The 19279-nt window shown below is 50.5% G+C and carries 8 protein-coding genes, 2 tRNA genes and 1 pseudogene; 7 read left to right on the top strand and 4 right to left on the bottom strand.

What is annotated here, in order from left to right:
- Positions 1-544: 544 nt before the first annotated feature.
- From gyrA to htpG, 4 genes are all read left to right on the top strand, one after another.
- Positions 545-3253: a DNA gyrase subunit A gene (gyrA, locus tag AMF_RS06435; RefSeq protein WP_010269688.1), complete on the top strand. Its 2709-nt coding sequence runs from the start codon at positions 545-547 to the stop codon at positions 3251-3253.
- On the top strand, positions 3253-3885 hold the full coding sequence (gene nth, locus AMF_RS06440) for an endonuclease III (protein ID WP_010267352.1): 633 nt from the start codon (positions 3253-3255) through the stop codon (positions 3883-3885). Before gyrA ends, nth begins: the two co-directional genes overlap by 1 nt.
- A gap of 352 nt (positions 3886-4237) precedes the next feature.
- Entirely contained in the window at positions 4238-4843 is a 606-nt protein-coding gene (locus AMF_RS06445) for a hypothetical protein (protein WP_010267354.1), read from the top strand.
- A gap of 85 nt (positions 4844-4928) precedes the next feature.
- Positions 4929-6845: a molecular chaperone HtpG gene (gene htpG / locus AMF_RS06450; protein WP_010263346.1), complete on the top strand. Its 1917-nt coding sequence runs from the start codon at positions 4929-4931 to the stop codon at positions 6843-6845.
- Between the two features lie 2445 nt (positions 6846-9290).
- Here the strand turns inward: htpG and AMF_RS06465 are convergent.
- A pseudogene (locus AMF_RS06465) lies at positions 9291-9476 on the bottom strand (recombination mediator RecR); the annotation flags it as partial.
- Between the two features lie 48 nt (positions 9477-9524).
- Complete coding sequence (gene purB / locus AMF_RS06470; RefSeq protein ID WP_010263357.1) at positions 9525-10829, bottom strand: adenylosuccinate lyase; 1305 nt, start codon at positions 10827-10829, stop codon at positions 9525-9527.
- Between the two features lie 390 nt (positions 10830-11219).
- Between purB and AMF_RS06475 the strand changes: the two genes are divergently transcribed.
- From AMF_RS06475 to uvrC, 3 genes are all read left to right on the top strand, one after another.
- Positions 11220-11291, top strand: a tRNA-Gly gene (locus AMF_RS06475).
- A gap of 55 nt (positions 11292-11346) precedes the next feature.
- A tRNA-Gly gene (locus AMF_RS06480) sits at positions 11347-11418 on the top strand.
- Positions 11419-11667: 249 nt separating this feature from the next.
- Complete coding sequence (gene uvrC, locus AMF_RS06485) at positions 11668-13509, top strand: excinuclease ABC subunit UvrC (protein WP_010267361.1); 1842 nt, start codon at positions 11668-11670, stop codon at positions 13507-13509.
- A 127-nt stretch (positions 13510-13636) separates the two neighbouring features.
- Here the strand turns inward: uvrC and cpg1 are convergent, their stop codons facing one another.
- Both cpg1 and AMF_RS06495 read right to left on the bottom strand, forming a co-directional pair.
- Entirely contained in the window at positions 13637-18085 is a 4449-nt protein-coding gene (gene cpg1, locus AMF_RS10390) for a Cpg1 family polymorphic protein (protein WP_012658885.1), read from the bottom strand.
- Between the two features lie 461 nt (positions 18086-18546).
- Positions 18547-19275 carry a biotin--[acetyl-CoA-carboxylase] ligase gene (locus AMF_RS06495; RefSeq protein WP_012658886.1) on the bottom strand — a complete coding sequence of 243 codons (729 nt, stop codon included), beginning with the start codon at positions 19273-19275 and terminating at the stop codon, positions 18547-18549.
- Positions 19276-19279 lie beyond the last annotated feature (4 nt).

The raw sequence follows: 19279 nt of genomic DNA on the forward strand, positions 1-19279 counted from the left end.
AAAACTGCGCTAGCCTCTTCTGCGGGTTCACTTAAGGCAAAGGACTCCTCTCGCATTCAAGGTACACCGAGTACACCTGCACAATCTGCTACTTCTCCGGGACAGAGGCCCACTGCTGCTGCGTCCGCACCTACGGCCACCAGAGGAAGCACAACGGGTGGGGGAGATGCCGCATCGACTGCGAGTGGAGGTACACCTACAGGCACCACCCCATTGACAACAATATCCAGCTATGCTTCAGTCACACCGGCACAATCTGCTACTTTGGGACAACGGTCCGTTGCGTAACCTGCTTCCATCCGCGACTTTAAACTGCGTAATTTGGTGATACGCTACGGTGCGTTTCAGATGTTGTGTATATCAGCTATGCCATACTTTGAGGTGTAATAGCCGCACGGCAACCGAGACAAGGCGTTGCTTGCTGGGGATGCGGGGCACATTTCAGACTTGAATTTGGTGTGTGTTCTGCAAACAATTGCCTTGACCTCGGTGATTCGGGGAATTAAGATGGGTGGTCTTATAGATTGTGGTGTTCCTTGTCCAGATGAGCGGGGGCGTTTTACCGGTTTCCATAGAGCAGGAGTTAGAGAGCTCCTACCTTTCTTACGCCATGAGCGTTATTGTAAGCAGGGCGATACCTGATATCCGCGATGGCTTAAAGCCCGTTCACAGAAGGATTTTGTACTCTATGTACAAGTCTGGGTATGATCACAACAAGCCCTACAAAAAGGCTGCCCGCGTTGTGGGTGACGTAATGGGTAGGTATCACCCTCATGCGGATACCGCCATTTATGACGCGTTGGTGAGGATGGCTCAGGATTTTTCCCTCCTGGTGCCGCTGATTGATAGCCAGGGAAACTTCGGTTCGATAGACGGTGATCCTCCCGCTTCTATGCGATACACAGAAGCCCGGTTGTCTGAGGCCGCGCACTTTCTACTTAATGACATTGACGAAGACACTGTAGATTTTCGTCCCAACTATGACGAGAATGAGGAGGAGCCCGTAATACTGCCTGCCGAGTTTCCAAACTTGTTGGTTAACGGCGCAGGTGGGGTTGCTGTTGGGATGTCCACGAACATTCCGTCGCACAATTTGGGTGAGGTTGTTGACGCGTGTGTAGCGTATATAGAGCGTCCTGAGATCACCCTGGACGAGCTGATGGCCATAATTCCTGGGCCGGACTTCCCAACCGGTGGGGTGATCATGGGAGACGCCGGAATCAGGTCTGCATTTGCCTCTGGTAGGGGCACCATAGTCGTTCGTGGTAGAACCCATACGGAAGAACTGCCTTCGGGTAGGCAAGCCATCATAATTGATGAGATTCCGTATCAGGTCAACAAGGCGAAGCTTGTCGAGAGGATTCACGAGCTTGTTAAGGAGAAAAAGATAGAGGGTGTTGCGGATCTTCGCGATGAGTCTAATAAATCTGGTGTGCGGGTAGCCATAGAGCTCAAGCGGCAGGTGGATTCTCAGGTGGTGCTCAATCAGCTTTTGGGGCTCACGCCTCTGCGCACGAGTTTTAGTATCAATACGCTTGTGTTGGAAAACAATAAGCCTCGGGTTATGTCTTTGCCCGAGATTATTGCCACGTTCGTTGACTTCAGAAAGGAAGTTATAGTCCGCAGGACGAGGTTCAGGCTCAAGAAAATTAGGGAAAAAGCGCACCTGTACATAGGGATGTATATTGCGGTGCTGAATATCGATGAAGTTGTTTCCATTATCAAATCCTCAAAGGATAGTGCGGAAGCTTCTGCCGCGCTGCGGGAGCGTAGATGGGCCCCCTCCGCGGATATTAGAAACATGATAGAGCTAGTGTCTGACAGTACTGGTGTTGTTGAGGGGGGGATGTACCAGTTAACCGTTCCCCAAGTCAAGGCTATTTTGGAAATGAGACTACAGCGCCTTACTGGGCTTGAGAAAGACAAGCTGGAGGCGGAACTGGAATCCATGGTTGCCTTGATCACCGAGTACACCAAAATTCTGAGCACGGATTCTCTGCTTATGGATATAGTCAAGCAAGGGTTGCTTGATGCAAAGGCGAAGCTTGCCACACCCAGGAACACGGCTATAGAGCAATCTGTTGATGAGATTGACGCGGAAAGCCTGATCCCCAAGGAAGAGATGGTCGTCACGGTTACCATGAACGGGTTCGTGAAGCGCGTAAAACTGTCTAACTACAGGGCGCAAAAGCGCGGTGGTAAAGGGCGTGTGGCCCAGGGCATAAAAGAAGAGGACGTCACCACTAAGCTGTTTGTGGTGGACACCCACACCAGCGTGCTATTCTTCTCCAATGTGGGTAAGGTATATAAGCTCAAGGTGTACAAGCTCCCATTGGGTGAGCCGAGCTCCCGCGGTAGATCACTAGTGAATATTTTCCCGCTCTCCGATGGGGAGACCATTACCAGTGTTATGCCACTTCCTAGCTGTGACGACGAGGTAGGCATAGCGAACCTCGATGTAGTATTTGCAACTGCCTCTGGCAACATACGGCGTAATGCACTGTCAGATTTTCAGTACGTTCCATCGAGCGGGAAAATCGCTATGGTTCTGACTCCTGGTGACCAGTTGATATCTGCACACGTATGCGGGTATGCTGATCATGTACTGCTTTCCAGTAGGTTGGGTAAGAGCATCAGGTTTGCCGTGAGTAATGTGAGGCAGTTTCGTGGAAGGACGTCAGACGGGGTTAGGGCTATCAGGCTTTCTGCGGGTGATCAGGTGATTTCTATGTCCGTGCTGCATGGCATAGAGGCGAGCTCTGAACTCAAGGAATCTTATCTGAAGATTCCGGTGGAAGCCAGGGTTGCTGCATCCCACAGTGGTGTGGTCAGTGATGAGGTCGCGCCAATGCTCGAGGAGCACACTATCGAACGAGAGCAATTTTTGGAGATGGCGTGCAGTGAGCAATTCATACTTACGGTAACCGAAAATGGGTTTGGGAAGAGGACATCTGCGTACGAGTATCGCATCACTTCCAGGGGTGGAGTAGGGGTCGTAAACATTCTAACTACGGTAAGAAACGGCAATGTGGTTGCCAGTTTTCCTGTGTCTCAGACCGATCAGGTTATGTTGATTACCGATAAAGGCAAGCTGATCCGTATAGCGGTGACTGATATCAGAGTTGTCGGGCGTAGCACTCAGGGTGTTACTTTGTTTAAGACCGAAAAAGGCGAAAAAGTTGTGTCTGTGGCCACTGTGGTTGATGGCAGCAAGGAAGAAGATGAAGAGCGGCCTTCAGGTGATGAAGAATAATGAAGGACGTTGATTTGCTCTTCGGTAGGTTTTCGGAGGATAACCCGCACCCACGCATAGAGCTGCGGTACCGGAATGAGTTTACCTTGCTGGTTGCTATAGTGCTGTCTGCGCGCACCACCGATGTTAGCGTCAATAAAATCACAGATAAGCTGTTCGATGTGGCGGATTCACCCCAGAAGATGCTAGCCTTGGGGGAAGATGGGCTGAAGGGTTATATCGACAGCATAGGGCTATACAACTCCAAGGCAAAGAACATAATAAAGCTGAGTGAGATAATTGTAAAAGATTATGGCGGGGTAGTGCCACAGGACTTTGATGCCTTAACTGACCTTCCAGGGGTCGGCAGAAAAAGTGCCAGTGTGTTCTTGAATTCCGCGTTTGGAATTCCTGCTATCGCGGTTGATACGCATGTTTTTAGGGTGAGCAATAGGATAGGGCTGGTCAAGGAAAGTACTGTCCTAGGGGTGGAGAACTCGCTTAACAAGGTTGTTCCGGAAAAGTGGAAGCTGTATGCCCATCACTGGTTAGTCTTACACGGGAGGTATGTGTGCAAGGCGCGCGCTCCCCTGTGCCATAAGTGCATTATTAATGACTTGTGCGATAGCCGCGATCAGTGGTCTCAGAGCTAGTTAACTGCATGCTGGGTCTGCGGCGGCGGTTCCATACCCGTCGATGTGGTTTACCGTAGTTCCGGTTGTAGAGCTGAGGTTTTCTCGTGCTCTTGGGTTGCCATGGGGGGTTGCTACTAAGCCTCTGCCCAATATTATGGCACTGCTGTTCCTAATACGCGAGATTTGCTAAGTTGAGTGTATCACGGCGCTGGCATATTTCTTCGATGCGCTGCAGTGGCTGTTTGTATCCCGGTGGACCCGCGTTGCTGAGTCAATATCCGGTGCATTATCTCTGGATACCACCAAAACCTTGACTACGAGAATAGGTGTCACTACAGTACTATGGCGAGGTATGTGTTTGGTGTAGGTAATGGAAGGAGAGGCCGTCAGGGGGTTTTTCGTAAGATTTAGGGGGTTGGTTGTTGTTTTAGTGCTGCTTGTGCTGGGCGCCTCTGGGGCTGCGTTTCTGTTTGAGAATCGTCGCGAAGAGATGTTTGAACGAAGTGGTGACGCAGTATACTTTGCGTTAAAGGGTACCGGTGAGGAAGGCATAAAAAGCCTGGAGGAAGTATCGCGTGATGAAGGTGCAGGTGCCCATCTGGCGAAGTTTAGGTTGGCGCATTCCTATGTGAAGGATAAGAAGGATGTGGCTGCCGCGCGTGATATGTACGCGGAGCTGGCTGCGGTTAAGGGGCTTGCCCGTGAGTTGAGAGAGTTGGCTGAGTATTTGAGTGTTGTTTTGTCTATGAGTTTGGGTGAAACTGGCCCTGAGCTTGAAAGCAGGCTCATGCACCTTGCCTCGAGTAAGGATGGGGTATACAAATCTTCAGCAAAGGAGGCTTTGGTGGTGCTACAACTTAGGCGCAAGGATGTAAACTATGCCGTTAGTATTATGCGTGAAATATTGGGAGATACGGCCTCTAGCCCCGAGGTCAAAAGTAGTGTAGAGAGCCTGTTGAGAGTTTATGGCGATTAGATTTTTATGTGAGCAGGGCTTGAAAAATTCGTGCCTAATGGCTAGGTAGAGTAGAGCTGTTGGATTGGTTGGAGTAGGGGGTACTATGGGCGACGTCGAGGAGTTGAAATTTAGCGCTGAAGTGGGCAAGGTTCTGAGTCTTGTGGTCCACTCCCTGTACACTAATAAGGACATCTTCCTGCGCGAGGTCATCTCAAACGCCTCTGACGCCTGTGACAAGCTCAGGTATTTATTTTGCTCTGACCAAAGCCTCATGGAGGCGGGAGAAGAGCTGAGGATTGTTATCAGTGTAGACAGAGACAGGCGCGAGCTCACTGTGCGGGACAACGGTATAGGGATGAGCCGCAAGGAGCTGATAGACAACCTGGGGACTATTGCTAGTTCTGGAACCCAAAGATTCTTGGAGGAATTCAAGGGTGGCAAGGCGCAGGGGTGTGACCTAATCGGGAAGTTTGGCGTCGGGTTCTACTCGGTGTTTATGGTTGCAACCGATGTTGTTGTGGAGTCATGCAAGGCCGGGGAGAAAGTTGGCCACAGGTGGCAGTCTTCAGGCGACGGTGTCTTTTCCGTATCAACAATTGAAGGGGATGTAAGCAGGGGTACCAAGGTTATCCTAACACTCAGGGAAGACGAATTCGATTTTCTCGATAAGTTCCGCATTGAGCACATAGTGACCACATACTCCGACCATGTTGGTTACCCGATATACCTAATAGCGAGTGACGGCACCGAGGAAAAGCTCAATAGCGGGGTTGCGATATGGACAAAGCCGAAGGACGAGATTTCTGAAAGCGAACACATGGAGTTTTTCCGCTCTATTTCGCACATAGGAAGCAATCCGTGGATGGTAATACACAACAAGAATGAGGGGACTATAGAGTACATAAACTTGCTGTACGTTCCTTCTGTGAAGCCATTCGATTTGTTTCACCCGGACAGGCGGTGTTCTGTGAAGCTGTACGTGAATAGGGTGTTTATCACTGAAGATAACGTGCAGGTTATTCCGCAGTATATGCGGTTTCTTAGGGGTGTGATTGATTCATCTGACTTGCCGCTGAATATTAGCAGGGAGACTTTGCAGAACAATATGGTGATCGAGAAGATCAAAGCTTCTGTGACCAGGCGGGTGCTCACCTCACTCCGGGAAAAGGCGGATAGTGACCCGGTAAGTTACAAAACATTCTGGGAGAATTTTGGCCCGGTGCTCAAGGAAGGCCTGTGCGAGGCAATGGATACCGAATCTAGGGAGTCAATCCTCTCCGTGTGTAGGTTTTATAGCAGCAACAGCAAGGAGGGGGAGCTTATAAGTCTGGGAGATTACATATCCAGGATGAAACCCGGGCAGGAGCACATTTTTTATCTATCTGGGAATGACCTTGAATCCGCAATGCGCAGCCCGCAAATAGAGGGAATGGTCAGTAATGGGATTGAAGTGGTGCTGCTTGTGGACCCGGTGGATGACTTTTGGACTAGCGTGGTGCTTGAGTATAAGGGGGTGCCGTTTAAGTCTGTGACGCGGGTGGACGAGAGCGACCTGGAGAAGTTTACCGAAGGTGATGACCAGCAGAGCACAAAGAAGAAAAAGGAGAAAAAAGACACTGACGACGCACAGCAGAAGGAAAATGTGGAGGCCTTTATCGATTACATGAAAAAGGTGCTGGGGGATTCTGTAAGTGATATAAAAGTTTCGCGGAAGCTCACCACTAGCCTCGTGTGTCTTGCCGTGCCGGAACACGCGTTGGATATTAGAATGGAGAGATTCTTGAGAGAGCAGAAACAGCTTAGTTACAAGGGCAGCAGGATACTCGAGCTCAATATTAAGCATCCCGTATTGAGTGGGCTGCTCAGGGAATACAAAGACAACGGGGAGAGCGAATTGCTAGAGAACATGGTGCATGTTCTGTTCGATCAGGCCTGCATCATAGAGGGCGAAGAAGTCAATAGCGCGGTTGATTTTGCAAACCGCATGAATCAAGTGCTGGCTAGACTGTTCAAGAAGTAGAGGTGTGCGCTTATATACCAACCCACGAGTTTTTAGGATTGAGAAGAATGCCTGCAGCCAGATAGCTCGCTGTACGCGAATCTCTTGCCCAGAAATGCCCATGCCCACCAGTCGCCGTAGACAGCTCTAGGTGCCGCCATACGTGCGCCCTGTACCATTTAGTTTTTTGGAGTTGCAAGGGTGCCGTTTTGGAATTGAAAAATGCCTGTGGAGAAGCCGGGTAGCCTAGTCTCCTTCAGTCAGCTATGGTCTGGGCTTGTAACGTCGCCGCTCTGGGGCCGCTGCGCATTGTTGTGCGGTGTTCAAAAATGCGTGCCAAGGCCGCTTCGAGGCAGTTGCGCCTTGCTTTCGGAGGCATTTACTTTGTTTGTATGAGCTACAGCCTGCACGGTTGTGCGGGCCTAGGTTTGGGCGGTGTGTGTTGTAGGCAGGCTTGGCCGCACTGTGGGTCTCCCCCACCCGTTTTTGTCGGAGTGTTGCGCGGGACATATTGTGAGTATGATCCAGCGGTCCCGCACCAATGTTGTAACCACAGCTCGTGCGCTGTGCCACCAGGACGACGGATAGCCCGATGTACGCGAATCTCTTGCCCAGAAATGCCCACCAGTCGCCGTAGACAGCTCTAGGTGCCGCCATACGTGCGCGCTGTACCATTTAGTTTTTTGAGTTGCAAGGGTGCCGTTTTGGCATTGAAAAATGCCTGTGGAGAAGCCGGGTAGCCTAGTCTCCTTCAGTCAGCTATGGTCCGGCGGGCTTGTAACATAGCCGCTCCGGGGGTACGCATTGTTGTACGGTGTTCAAAAACACGTACCAGAGCCAACTTCGAGGCAGTTGCGCCTTGCTTTCGGAGGCATTTACTGCGCGCCCTGCACTGATCATCCAAGATTGAGCGCTAAAAGCAGATATGTCTTGTGCTGGTGGATGGAATATGTGGATGCATAAGTCTGCACCACCCCAGTGGGAGTGCAGATGTGAAATTGCGGAGCAGTTGCCCCAAGCTATTCAGGCCAGAATCTCCAGAGCAGAAGAACGTATACCGCACACATTCTTGGAGCGAGGCTTTTACAACACAACACCAACGCACGAGTAGCCAAAAAGGCACACGCCAACAAAAAACACTTGCGATTCTTTGGTGAAGTATGTAGAATTACCACCAAGCGGGGAGCTTAGGTGGCTTTGTTCTACTAAGATAAAGTGTGTGTGTGTTACCTAATGGTTATGCATTGACCGTAGAACAAAGCCCCAGTTGCCCAATTAATTTCTTAATTAGGTTACCCGCATTGTAGCCGGAGTGCTTCCCTTAGTCAATAGGGATGTTTGATTTTTGTGCGGGGGAGCCGGATTTTTTGTTCTTGTGCGTTCCTTTGCTGTGTGGGGTTTTTGCTTGTATCCTGCGTGTGCGCGCTAGTCTTCGCGATGGTTGCGGCTTATGCGCCAGACAGCCGGGCTGCGCACAATTTCCGCCACTGTTGGCCTTTCTTACTGCATGTGGGGATGTTACATACGTGCGGCTACTACCGAAAAATACTCTGGTGATGCATGGCGGTACGCGTCTCTGGGCCCCCTGTTTAATAGCGACAAATTCCGGTCCTCTTCCGGCTCCTGGTGCTGTACGTACCCTGCAACATTTGCTGGTTGGGTGCCTATACGTGCGCGGGCTGACGACGTTGCCCTTGTTGAGCGTGTTTGCGTGTAACCATAATGGCTTCAGTTCGCATTTCCAGCTTTGGCGCTCATGGCGGCTGCATATAGCTAGATCCATATAATGCCTCGCTGAACTGAGCTGGTTGTTGTGTCATGATGGAGTAAGTGGTAGCTGGCAACGCTCCTGTAGGAGGGTGAGACATATACAATCTCTCGACGAAAAACGCTAGGTAATCTAGTTGGCCTTCCCCGGTTGCGCCCCCTCACCAATGGGGCTCCGGCAGTTGTGTGTGGTTGCCGGCTACAGGAAGAGTGGTGGAGGCGCCTCTGTGCGATCTTGCCAGAAAATTCCGCAGGTCTTCTTCACATTATTTAAAGTCACCATCATTAAGGGTATTGTATGGGGTACCACCATTGGACCGTACATTTGCAATACATGTGATGCCGCACAATAATTTCGGTTTTCGTTCCCAGCTTTGCTCATGGCGGCTGCATATAGAGCGGGGCGACCTTCAGCACAAGATCAGTTGTTGTGGCCTGTTTTTGGCCACAAAGCGGCATCAGCAGCCACTTTTTGTGTGGGTGCAGTGGGGACATTCTGCCGCTGAGAATACCGGTTGTGTAAAGTTGGGGCCTGTGACTCCACGCATACTCATGGCGGCTGCACATAGAGTGGGGTGACCTTCCCCGGTTGCGCTCCCCCATGCCACGGGGTTCCAATTGTGCGTGGTTGCTGGCTACAGGAAGAGTGGCGGTGTTTCCTCTGCGGTGGGGCGTGTACCATTCATAAAAGTCAAATTGCTAGGTAATGACGTACCTTGAGGAGAGAGCCGCGCGTAGCGTGCCCTCGTCTAGGTAGTCTATCTCTCCCCCAAGAGGAATGCCACATGCAAGCCTAGTCACCTTGGCATCAGTGCCCTTCACCATCTGAGCTATGTAATGGCACGTCACTTGTCCGTCCATGTCATTGCTCGTTGCAACGACAACACGCAATTTCAATCCCATCCCCGGTTTGGTGCTGCCTCTGCGATGTATCTACGCTTCGTGCTCTTTGAACGTTTTACTGAATATGAAGTCAACGTGTTTCGTGTAGTAATCAAGATCGGAAAGCGCGTCTAAAACGTCTGGTGAGATTTTGCCGAGAAGTTTGTGGGCCTTCACATTATTTATAAAGTCACTACCACTGTTCAAGGCGTCCATTGCGCTGTCCTGTACAACTTTATATGCGCTTTCCCTGCTCATGCCCGCATCTACCAGCGCCAACAAAACTCGCTGTGACAGCAATACACCCCTAGAAGAGTTCAAATTTGCTTTGACCCTCTCCTCATCAATTTTCATATCACGTAAAACACCAGCTAGGCGCACCAGCGCGAAGTTCAGGGTTATGCAGGCATCTGGTGCTATGAACCGCTCAACCGAAGAGTGGGAAATATCGCGCTCATGCCACAGCGCAACGTTTTCCATGGCGGGAATAACATAGCTGCGCACCATCCTGGACAGGCCAGTCAAATTCTCACCCAGAATGGGATTTTTTTTGTGAGGCATGGCAGAGCTGCCTTTTTGTCCGGACGTAAATGGTTCAGCCACCTCCAAGACTTCCGTTTGCTGCAAATGACGGAGTTCCGTGGCGACTCTTTCTATCGAAGAAGCTATGACACCGAATATTGCAAACAGTACCGCGTACCGATCCCGCGGCACCACCTGGGATGCTATGGTCTCAGGCACCAGCCCCAATGCCTGTGCAACATGCTCCTCCACATATGGGTCAAGATGTGCGAAATTGCCCATAGCACCGGAGATCTTGCACACGGAGATTTCTTGCTGTGCGCTCACCAAGCGTTGGTAATTACGCGCAAATTCGGCATAGAACCTTGCGAGCTTGAGCCCAAATGTTATTGGCTCTGCGTGCACACCGTGGCTCCTGCCGACGCACAATAGGTATTTTGTTTCTTTTGATCTTGCCTCTAGCGCGCGCATGACTTCTTCAATATTTTTCAGAAGAATGTCACAGGACCGTTTTAACCTCAGCGAAAGGCATGTGTCTAGCACATCGGAACTGGTCATACCGTAGTGCAAATACCTTATGTCTGTGTTTGAGGATTCCGCAATGTAAGAGAGAAATGCTATGACGTCGTGCTTCACTTCCGCTTCTATGGCTTGAATCCTGCTTACGTTGAAGTTACCCCCAAAATTGCGCAAGCCGTCCAGTACGTGCTGAGGGACAACTCCCAGCTTAACCTGGGCCTCGCACGCCAACACCTCTATGGCCATCCAAATTTCGTATTTTGTTTTCTCTTCCCAAATTGTAACCATTTCCGGAAGACTATAACGCTCAATCACGCCAGGGCCCAAAAGATTAACGGATTAATGATGCAACAGATCCGCAGTTTTTGCAATAACATACGGTACGTCATCACATGCCATTTTACACATTTTGCCAGACGTGCAAACGTGCCATATCGCCCGTCGGGAGTGTTCAAGCACAGCCGACCTGGGTGAGGTGATGATAAGCCCCTCATTTGTGACCAAACTTAATTGATGTGGTGCCCATGGTTGGGCCAAAATGTGGCATTGCACAAAAAGTGTGTGGCGTATAGGGCCTATATCTGTGTGCTGCCCGGCGCAGGCTCCCATTCGATGCCTCATCTCTGCCCATGATTGGGTGCTGAATTTAGTAATTTATTTTCTTGATTCATAATTTGTGCTCATTTATGATTGAGCGCTGCAGTTGCGGGAGTAGCTCAGTGGTAGAGTATAACCTTGCCAAGGTTAGGGCCGAGGGTTCGATCCCCTTCTCCCGCTCATTGCTCCTGTGGGTCTGTCTGCCTGGTTGCACGGTGTGGCCGTGTAGTTTTTTGCGGGAGTAGCTCAGTGGTAGAGTACGACCTTCCCAAGGTTGGGGCCGAGGGTTCGATCCCCTTCTCCCGCTCTTCAGTTGGGGTACGTTTGGTGTTGCGCAAAGTAGGGTTATACCGGCACCTAATTACCAAGCCCAAGTATGCTGCTGAGTTGGAATGACGGCGACCACAAGCCATAGGTATATCAGGTATCTCGTGGAGTTTTGATAGATGTGTATTCACCTACTCCATGATGAGTACGATATAAAGCATTGCCAGACATGGCATCTTGATTTTTAGCATCATTAGCGCGAGACTTAACTTTGTGGCTTTGATAAGTTGTGTCTGTGCTGAAAAAGAATCTGGCTGGTAGGCTCCTCATTGCACGTGATGCGGTAAAGAAGGCGCTCAACTCTATTCCCTGCGATGTAGCTGGTGTCTACAAGATGTTGGGTGCAAATGGCCTGGTTCTGTATGTAGGGAAGGCCAAAGATTTGAAAAAGCGCCTGCGCAGCTACTACAATTTTAATCAGATGTCGGACAGAATCCTGGCGATGGTGGGCCATATAACCGAGCTTGATGTTATAGTAACGCAGAGTGAGGCGGAGGCGTTGCTGCTGGAGGCGCAACTCATCAAAACTCTCAAGCCGAAGTATAACATCATAATGAGGGACGATAAGTTCTACCCGTACATTCTGCTTTCGAAGCACGAATACCCGCGTATCGTCAAGTATAGGGGAAGAAAGGAGGCCGGGCTGGGAAAATGCTACGGGCCTTTTATATCGTCACTAGTGGTCAAGCTGGTTATATCTGCGCTTAGGAAGGCGTTTCAACTTCGGTCATGTTCAGACAACTTTTTCGCCTCGCGAGATAGGCCATGCATTGAATACGAAATGCGCAACTGCTCGGCGCCGTGTACCCGCAAGATTTCAGAAGAGGATTATGCGAAATCTGTACATATGGCGCACAAGGTTTTGACGGGCAAGAGTAAGGAGCTGCAGAGAGAGTTATTTGACTCAATGCGCAAGTTTAGTGACAACCTAGACTATGAAAGTGCTATGGTCTACCGTGACAGGCTGCAGGCGCTAAAATCCATTCAAGAGTGTGTGTCATTCCAGACGGAGATGTCATGTGATGCCGATTTTGTCTCAATATATGGGCGCTCTGGCACATATTGCTTGCAAGTTATCTCCTTCCGGGGCGGCATAAGCTACGGTAGCCAGCCATATTTTGTTGATGATGGCAATTATGAAAGTGAATCAGACGTGCTAGGCATGTTTATGCTGCAAGTGTATAGCGATCCGCCCGGTAGAGTATACGTAGACTGTGAAAGTGACTATTGTGAGGTGATAAATGCCGCGTTGGAGGAGCTGTTAACACGCAAAGTTGATATTCTTACTGCAAAATCGCACGAGGAATTGAAATTTTTGAGGCTGGCGCGCAACAGCGCGATGGAGGCCCTTAATCGCAGATTACGTGACAAGGCGCTTCCCGCAGAATTGGAAGAGCTTGCCGAGCTTTTTGGGCTTCCAAACCCCCCAGAGAGGATAGAGGTGTATGACAACAGCCATATTTCTGGCACGCACCCATTTGGAGTAATGGTAGTATGTGGCAAGGATGGGCTGCTGAGGAAGGAATATCGCAAGTTTAAAATTCAGACAGTGCTCAATGGGGATGACTATTCAATGATGCACGAAGTGCTCTTCAGGAGGTTCAGTGAAGAGAGCCCATCAGTGCCAGATTTTGTACTCATTGACGGGGGTAGGGGGCACATTTCCTCGGCCATTCAGGTGCTGGGTGACCTTGGCATTCCCTTTGCATGTATGGCCAAGGGTAGTAACCGTAATGCAGGGGAAGAGGTGTTTTACCTGCCAGATGGAAGGAAGATATGTCTAGATCCTGATAGTAAACTGATGCTATACATGCGAAAAATACGTGATGAAGCGCACAGATTTGCAATTACCTCCCACAGGAGTAGCAGGGATAGGACGCTATCGTCGGCAGTGCTGTGCGATATACCGGGAGTTGGTAGTGCCAGGCGTAGGGCCTTGATTACATATTTTGGCTCGATAGATGGCGTGAAGCGTGCCAGAACTGATGAAATTAGTAAAGTGCCGGGAATTAGTATAAAGCTTGCACAGAGGATATACGCCTATCTCAAACAAGGTATGGCGCAACCTTGACCGCCAGTAAGCTGAAGTAAGAATGGCTGGATATTGCAAATGCGAAACACGGGACGAGAGCGCGCAACTGCCCCGATTGGTGTGTTGTGGCAATGATCTACCAGGATGAGCGGTAGGGCACAGCCAACTATTTTCTATGATTACTGCGATGTTCTGGTTGTATTGCAGAGGAACCCGTCATGATTCCACTTGGCCCTGCGCCAAGGTTGTCGTCCCAAAGCTGGTCTAGGGTTACTTTGCCGGCGGGACGTGTTACCGTCTTCTGCGGCAGTCTCTGTGCCGACTGCGCAGCGTATGGCAATTGCGCATCATCAATTTCTGCTTCTACATCAGGAGCGCGCGCTCCTCCCCTCGATGCCTTTGCGCCTTTACCGCGGGCGCGGTCAGACGGGGGCACGCAATTATTACCGCCTCTCTGGGCTAAGCATCGAGCGTACATTTCGAACATAGGGTCATCTTTACTGGCCGGGTCAATGTCAATGTCAGCGTCATCATCTCCTGCCAAGGCACCAAAGCCCGCTCTAGCCGTCATTCGCGATTGCTCACCATATTCTGCTTCCGCGGCAGGGGCGGTTTTTGGTCGTGCTGCCGCCATCGGACGAGATTTTTTCGGCGTTTCAGCAGAGGGGTATACGAAATCGGGTGCAAAAACGCTCTCAAGGTTATCGTAAGTGCTCGACGTGACAGGATTTAACGACCCGTCTTCCCCGAAGAAAAACTCGACGCTTTCGCCGCCACCGCCATCATCTTGCACCTTTTGATCTTTTGGTTTCAAGTTCTTTAGGCTAACCCCAGGGTGTTTCTTGGGGAGATTGTCTATCTCAAGAAGCGCCTCATTGTATTCGTCAATACCAGCACTCGTTATCGTTTGTGGCTGCCTCAACCCAGCAGTGCCACTCTTCTGTGTGGGCTTCTGTGAATCTGAGTATTCAAAAACTGTTCCCGCTTTTTTGCTCGATGCGCCACCGAAGAAATCTCGGAGCTCACTACTATTCATAACTGCTATATCATCACCGCCACCACCAACGTCCCCGCCGTGACTTGCCAATGGGGTCTGCGCCGCCGCCCCTTGCGCGCTACTTGCTCCCTGCTGCGCGCTACTCTTAGGAGGCGCACCGAAGAGTGCGTTCATGTATTCTTGAATCTCGTCATCACTCCTCCCTTGCAGCTTTTTGGGCATGCTGAGTAACGCCTTAAACAAGGCCGCTATTTCTTTGTCATCGGCGTCATCTGCTATGGTACTGTCGGGAGTATATGCAGCTTGTTGCATGCTAGGTGCTACGCCCACTTGCCCTGGCGGTGCCGAATAAGCTGCAGCATATTCTTCCTGCGCACTCTCACCCCGTTGTGCGGATTGTTGCGGTGATTCTCCCTTCAGCAATGCGGCGATTGCTTCTTCCCTTTCGGTGTCATCTTGTTCCAATATTTGCCTAACCAGTTCTTCCCAGACTGTTGCTGGCTTAGGAGCACTGTTGCTTGCCTGTTGCTTAGTAGCAGGTGCGGCCTTGCCCTTGCCCCCTCCTGTAATCAGTTCCCCTTCAGCCTCAACGTACTTCTTGCTGCTGGAGCCAGCTTGCGCGTTTTTGGCAGGCTGTGCCTTACCAGCTGCTGGTTTAGGGGTTGTACGCTGTTGTGTAGAGGAAGAGCCAACTAGTTTCTCCCCCTTGCCAAAAAACTCACTATATTTTGATGGCGCGCCTGCATCAGTAAATTGCGCATCAAATGCTGAGGGGCCGAACGGATCAAAGACAGCTTCATCTGTGCCAAAGAAGTTTAGAAATTCATTGTAACGCTTTGGGTCTTCCAAAATCTCATTAAGGTCAGACATATTAAGGTCGGATGCTGCGCCGTACCAGGGGTCCTTTTTACCATCCCAAGCCCTAACGCGGTCCCTAAAACTCTCTACTGACTTCTTCAAGTCGTTTTTCTGCTGTCTGGTCAGTGCATCTGGTAGCTTGATATTATCCAGCAGCTGGTCTACTGCTTGAGCCAACATCTCGCGCTGCTTGTCCGTCATGGTGGCTATGAGCCGGTTATGGTACTCCTCCTCAAAATCATCCAGCGCTTTGTTTATTCTCTTCTGTGTATCCGCATCAAGCTTGCTCAGTTTCTCAGCCGAAGCCTTCATAGCTGCTTTCTGCTCCTTGGTGAGCTCTGAGCCCCTGAGCACTGCAAGGAACGGGTGCTGTCCTTCTAGTGCGCGCAAGACTGTTTCTTCGTCTGAATTATTGGCACCCTTATTAGTATCAGACTTACTGTAAACTTCTGCCAATTCTCGTATTAAATCTTGCACCTGGTCTGCGCTTAGGTTTACTTCCCCATCCTCTGCATCGGACGATACCGCATTCTCTATGACCGCTCTCCACTTGCGCTCTGCCTCTAGGCTCAGATTCCTGGTTCCATCCTCGTCCAGTTTGATATCCAGCCCCAGGTCTTTATACTGATCCTTGCCAAAATGTTTTTCTAGTAAGGTTTGTAGATGCTCCTGAGCCGCAGAAGGTTCTTCTTGCACTGCCATTGCAACACTCAACTCGAGTAGCGACTTTTGGCTAAGGGCGGTTCTCATCAGTGATTCTAGGGCGACGATTTTGCCCGCGGTAACGTTCAGTGCTCCAAGCTTGTTACCGCAAATAACGTCCGGAATCACTGAGATAAGTATGTCCCCAGCCAATACTGCAGTGTTAAACGTTGGGGATGAGCTTGCGATTTCGAACAATAACAATATTGGTGGGGCAGTAAGTGCCTTGAAACCGTCGGTCCAGAAGACTTGCTCAAACTCTCTGGTGTAGACCGGGTTGCCATGCCTTCTTGCATGGATAATCGGCCCGATCCACGCCCCAATCCTTGCTGTTTTTACAAGGAAGTTTAAGGCCTGTGATACTGCTGTCGGCATAGTGCCAACTGCGGCGTGCAGCGCAAGTTCGACTGCAAGGCCGACCAGACAGCACAAAATGGTAGTTTTAGTGCTGTACGGAAAGTTCGAGACGTCCTTCCTGGAAGTTGCAGCTATAGCAACCTCATACGCATTACGAACCTTTGATGGTTGTTCAATCAGTGAGAGTGGCAGGTATAGCCGATATAGGCTCCATCCCAACGCGGTAGTAAGGGGCTTGTACTCTATGTGGGGAGTAAACCCAAGCATTGTGTTCATCATCAGCTTTATCCCCATGGATGCAACCAGGGGGGACCACATGCTTGGTGGTTTGAACTCTTTTTTGCCGCCGTCTGACTCTGTATATTTGCGAATCCACTCACCCTCATATCCAGAGAACATGATTCTGGGGAACGTTATATACATCATGAGCGTTTGCATTATGGTCGCAGGTAACGCTACAGGGCTTGTGAACCGGGCTACTTCTGCCGCTGTTGCTGTTGCCGCCGCCGTTGTGGATTCTACTGCCGCTCCAGCCGCCGCCGTTGCCGCTGCTCCCTCAGCAGCAGTTATTCCAAGTGTTTTACCCAAAGATTTCACGCCCTGTGCAGCCAGCAGCCCTAGTTGAGGGGCGCTCAATGCCAACGAGCCCGCAGCTGCGGTGTATCCAAGCGCTGCACCGCAAACTGCTGCTGGACCTACACCTCCAGATGCCAAAGTAGCAATGAGTGACGCTGCCATGAAAGATGTGTATGCAACCAGAACCTTTCCCGAGTGTTCGGATATCTTCTTACACATTTTCAGGATTTTCGACACCTTTGGGTTGGCTTTCTCATATGCCCGAATTGCTTCTTGCCTGATTTCCTCCACATACGTAGAGAGCAATACGCACCCGTAAAGTAGCGCCGCACACTTCCTTTCCTGGTGGAACATCGCCTCCAGGTCTTCTTCATCGGGGCATCGCTCCTCTACGGGCAGCCCCATCTCCTTTCTTTTGAGCAAATATGCTATAGCCAATGACCGCATTATCAACCAGTCAGGCGAGAGGAGCCTATAATCTTTCCCAATCAAGATCTCCACGGCTGACTTTGCCGCGTCTTCCCGGTTGCCGCTACTGCCGCCGCTCCCTAGATACATACCGGCAGTTTGGGATTCCGCCTTTTTCTTCTTAAGTTTGACGCCTTTCTTATCATTAAGCGCCCTTTCCATGGGGGTGGGGTCACCTTCTTTGGGGATGGTGTCATCCATGGTATCGATGACCACGCCTTGTTCGTACGTTATGCCGCCAACCGATTGATTAACTATCTTTTCTACAAAGTCAGTAAATGTGCTGAGATCTGATAGGGAGCCCTCGATGTGTCCTGCTTTGAGTGCATTCCTGAACTCTATCAGCATTCGGGCGAACGTTTGCGAGCGATTTGGCCGCAGATAGTGCTCTCTAACTTCCTCATCTGCTAGGGATAACACGGTCATGAACGCGCCGCCGACGTGCTCGCGCTCATAGGTTCCTGCGATCTTTGAGAGGAAATCTTCTGTTACAAATACGGACAGGTTATGCGCATCTTGCGGCTTGGGTATGGTGATATCGCGCAGTAGCCCCACAGCCTTCCCCTTGAGCCCCGTCCAAGGGTTGTGCTGCTTCATCGTTGTTTGGAGCAACTCTATGAGATGTGTCTCTGTTGCGTCGATAAATCTTTTCGGCACGGCTCGTGATGGCTAGTTTGCTGGCTCGAAGATCGGACCACTCCCCCCCCCCCCCGTATCGGGGGCCGGTCGCTAGGCGAAGCTCCGGTGCTATCTAGCACCTAAAACCACACACTCAGCACCATAAGTCCAACCCTGAATTGTACCACATGTGTGGCATATTGTCAATGCACCGCACCCGTACACGTGCCTTACGTCACATGCGGTACCTTAACTAAACTGAGCGCGCAAACGCGGCACTGAAGGGAAAATTACGGGAAAAAGCCTCAACAACCGCACACACAACCACTAGCATAAGCTAGCCACAAACCATCTCCTGTAGTGTACAGCAATATCATAGAGCGCGCAACAACAGTGTGCGGGTTTGTGCAGCAAATCAGCCTTCATGGCCGGCTACTGCGCACGATAGCAGCGTACATTTTTTTGAAAAGTATGACTAAATCGTTACCAGGTGGTGATACTCACAGAATTTCTCCGTAATCGACGGCAGTAGGGATCCCACCGTCTGACTCAAGCACCATTGCTCCATGGGTATCTATGTTCACAAACTTTCCTTCAATTATCATATTATTGTTGGTTATGACGCGAATTTTGTCTCCAGGGGTGTGACCCCGGCGCATCCACAGGCTTCGCAGCTGTGCGAACCCCATAGTTTCGAGGACATCTAGGAGTTTGGCAAAATTTTGCAGCATTAGGTCAAGGAGTTCCAAGTTCGATAGCTTCAGCTCCGGGATATAATCATGCAGCGAAGCCGCATATGGGGGAGGGGCGTACATGTTCACTCCTATACCGCACACGGCCCAATCAATTTCGCCGCCGATCATTTTGGTCTTGATCAAAACCCCGGAGATTTTCTTTCCGTCTACCATTACGTCATTTGGCCATTTATATCGGATGAGAGCGTTTTTTGTGCTGCAATTGTGTGCCTCGAAAACCTGTTCCAAAGTCACTCCCACCGCTAGTGACGATAAGAAAGAAAGAGCCGCCACCTGCGCACTCCTTCTGGTAATTATGCTACAGTACAAGTTGCCTTTAGGAGAGTGCCATTCCCTTCCGTACCTGCCAGTGCCTGAGGTTTGCTCATCAGCTATGATTACCGTACCATCCGGAGCGCCGCTTTGGGCGAGCTCTATTGCCTCTAAATTGGTGCTGCGTGACACGCTGGTGTGATGTATAACGAACCCATGCACGGCT

It is taken from the genome of Anaplasma marginale str. Florida (genome assembly GCF_000020305.1).
GTDB classification, from domain to species: Bacteria; Pseudomonadota; Alphaproteobacteria; order Rickettsiales; family Anaplasmataceae; genus Anaplasma; species Anaplasma marginale.

Coding starts and splice junctions, on each gene's coding strand:
- gyrA (WP_010269688.1), top strand. CDS start 545: ATGAGCGGGGGCGTTTTACCGGTTTCCATAGAGCAGGAGTTAGAGAGC.
- htpG (WP_010263346.1), top strand. CDS start 4,929: ATGGGCGACGTCGAGGAGTTGAAATTTAGCGCTGAAGTGGGCAAGGTT.
- nth (WP_010267352.1), top strand. CDS start 3,253: ATGAAGGACGTTGATTTGCTCTTCGGTAGGTTTTCGGAGGATAACCCG.
- AMF_RS06445 (WP_010267354.1), top strand. CDS start 4,238: ATGGAAGGAGAGGCCGTCAGGGGGTTTTTCGTAAGATTTAGGGGGTTG.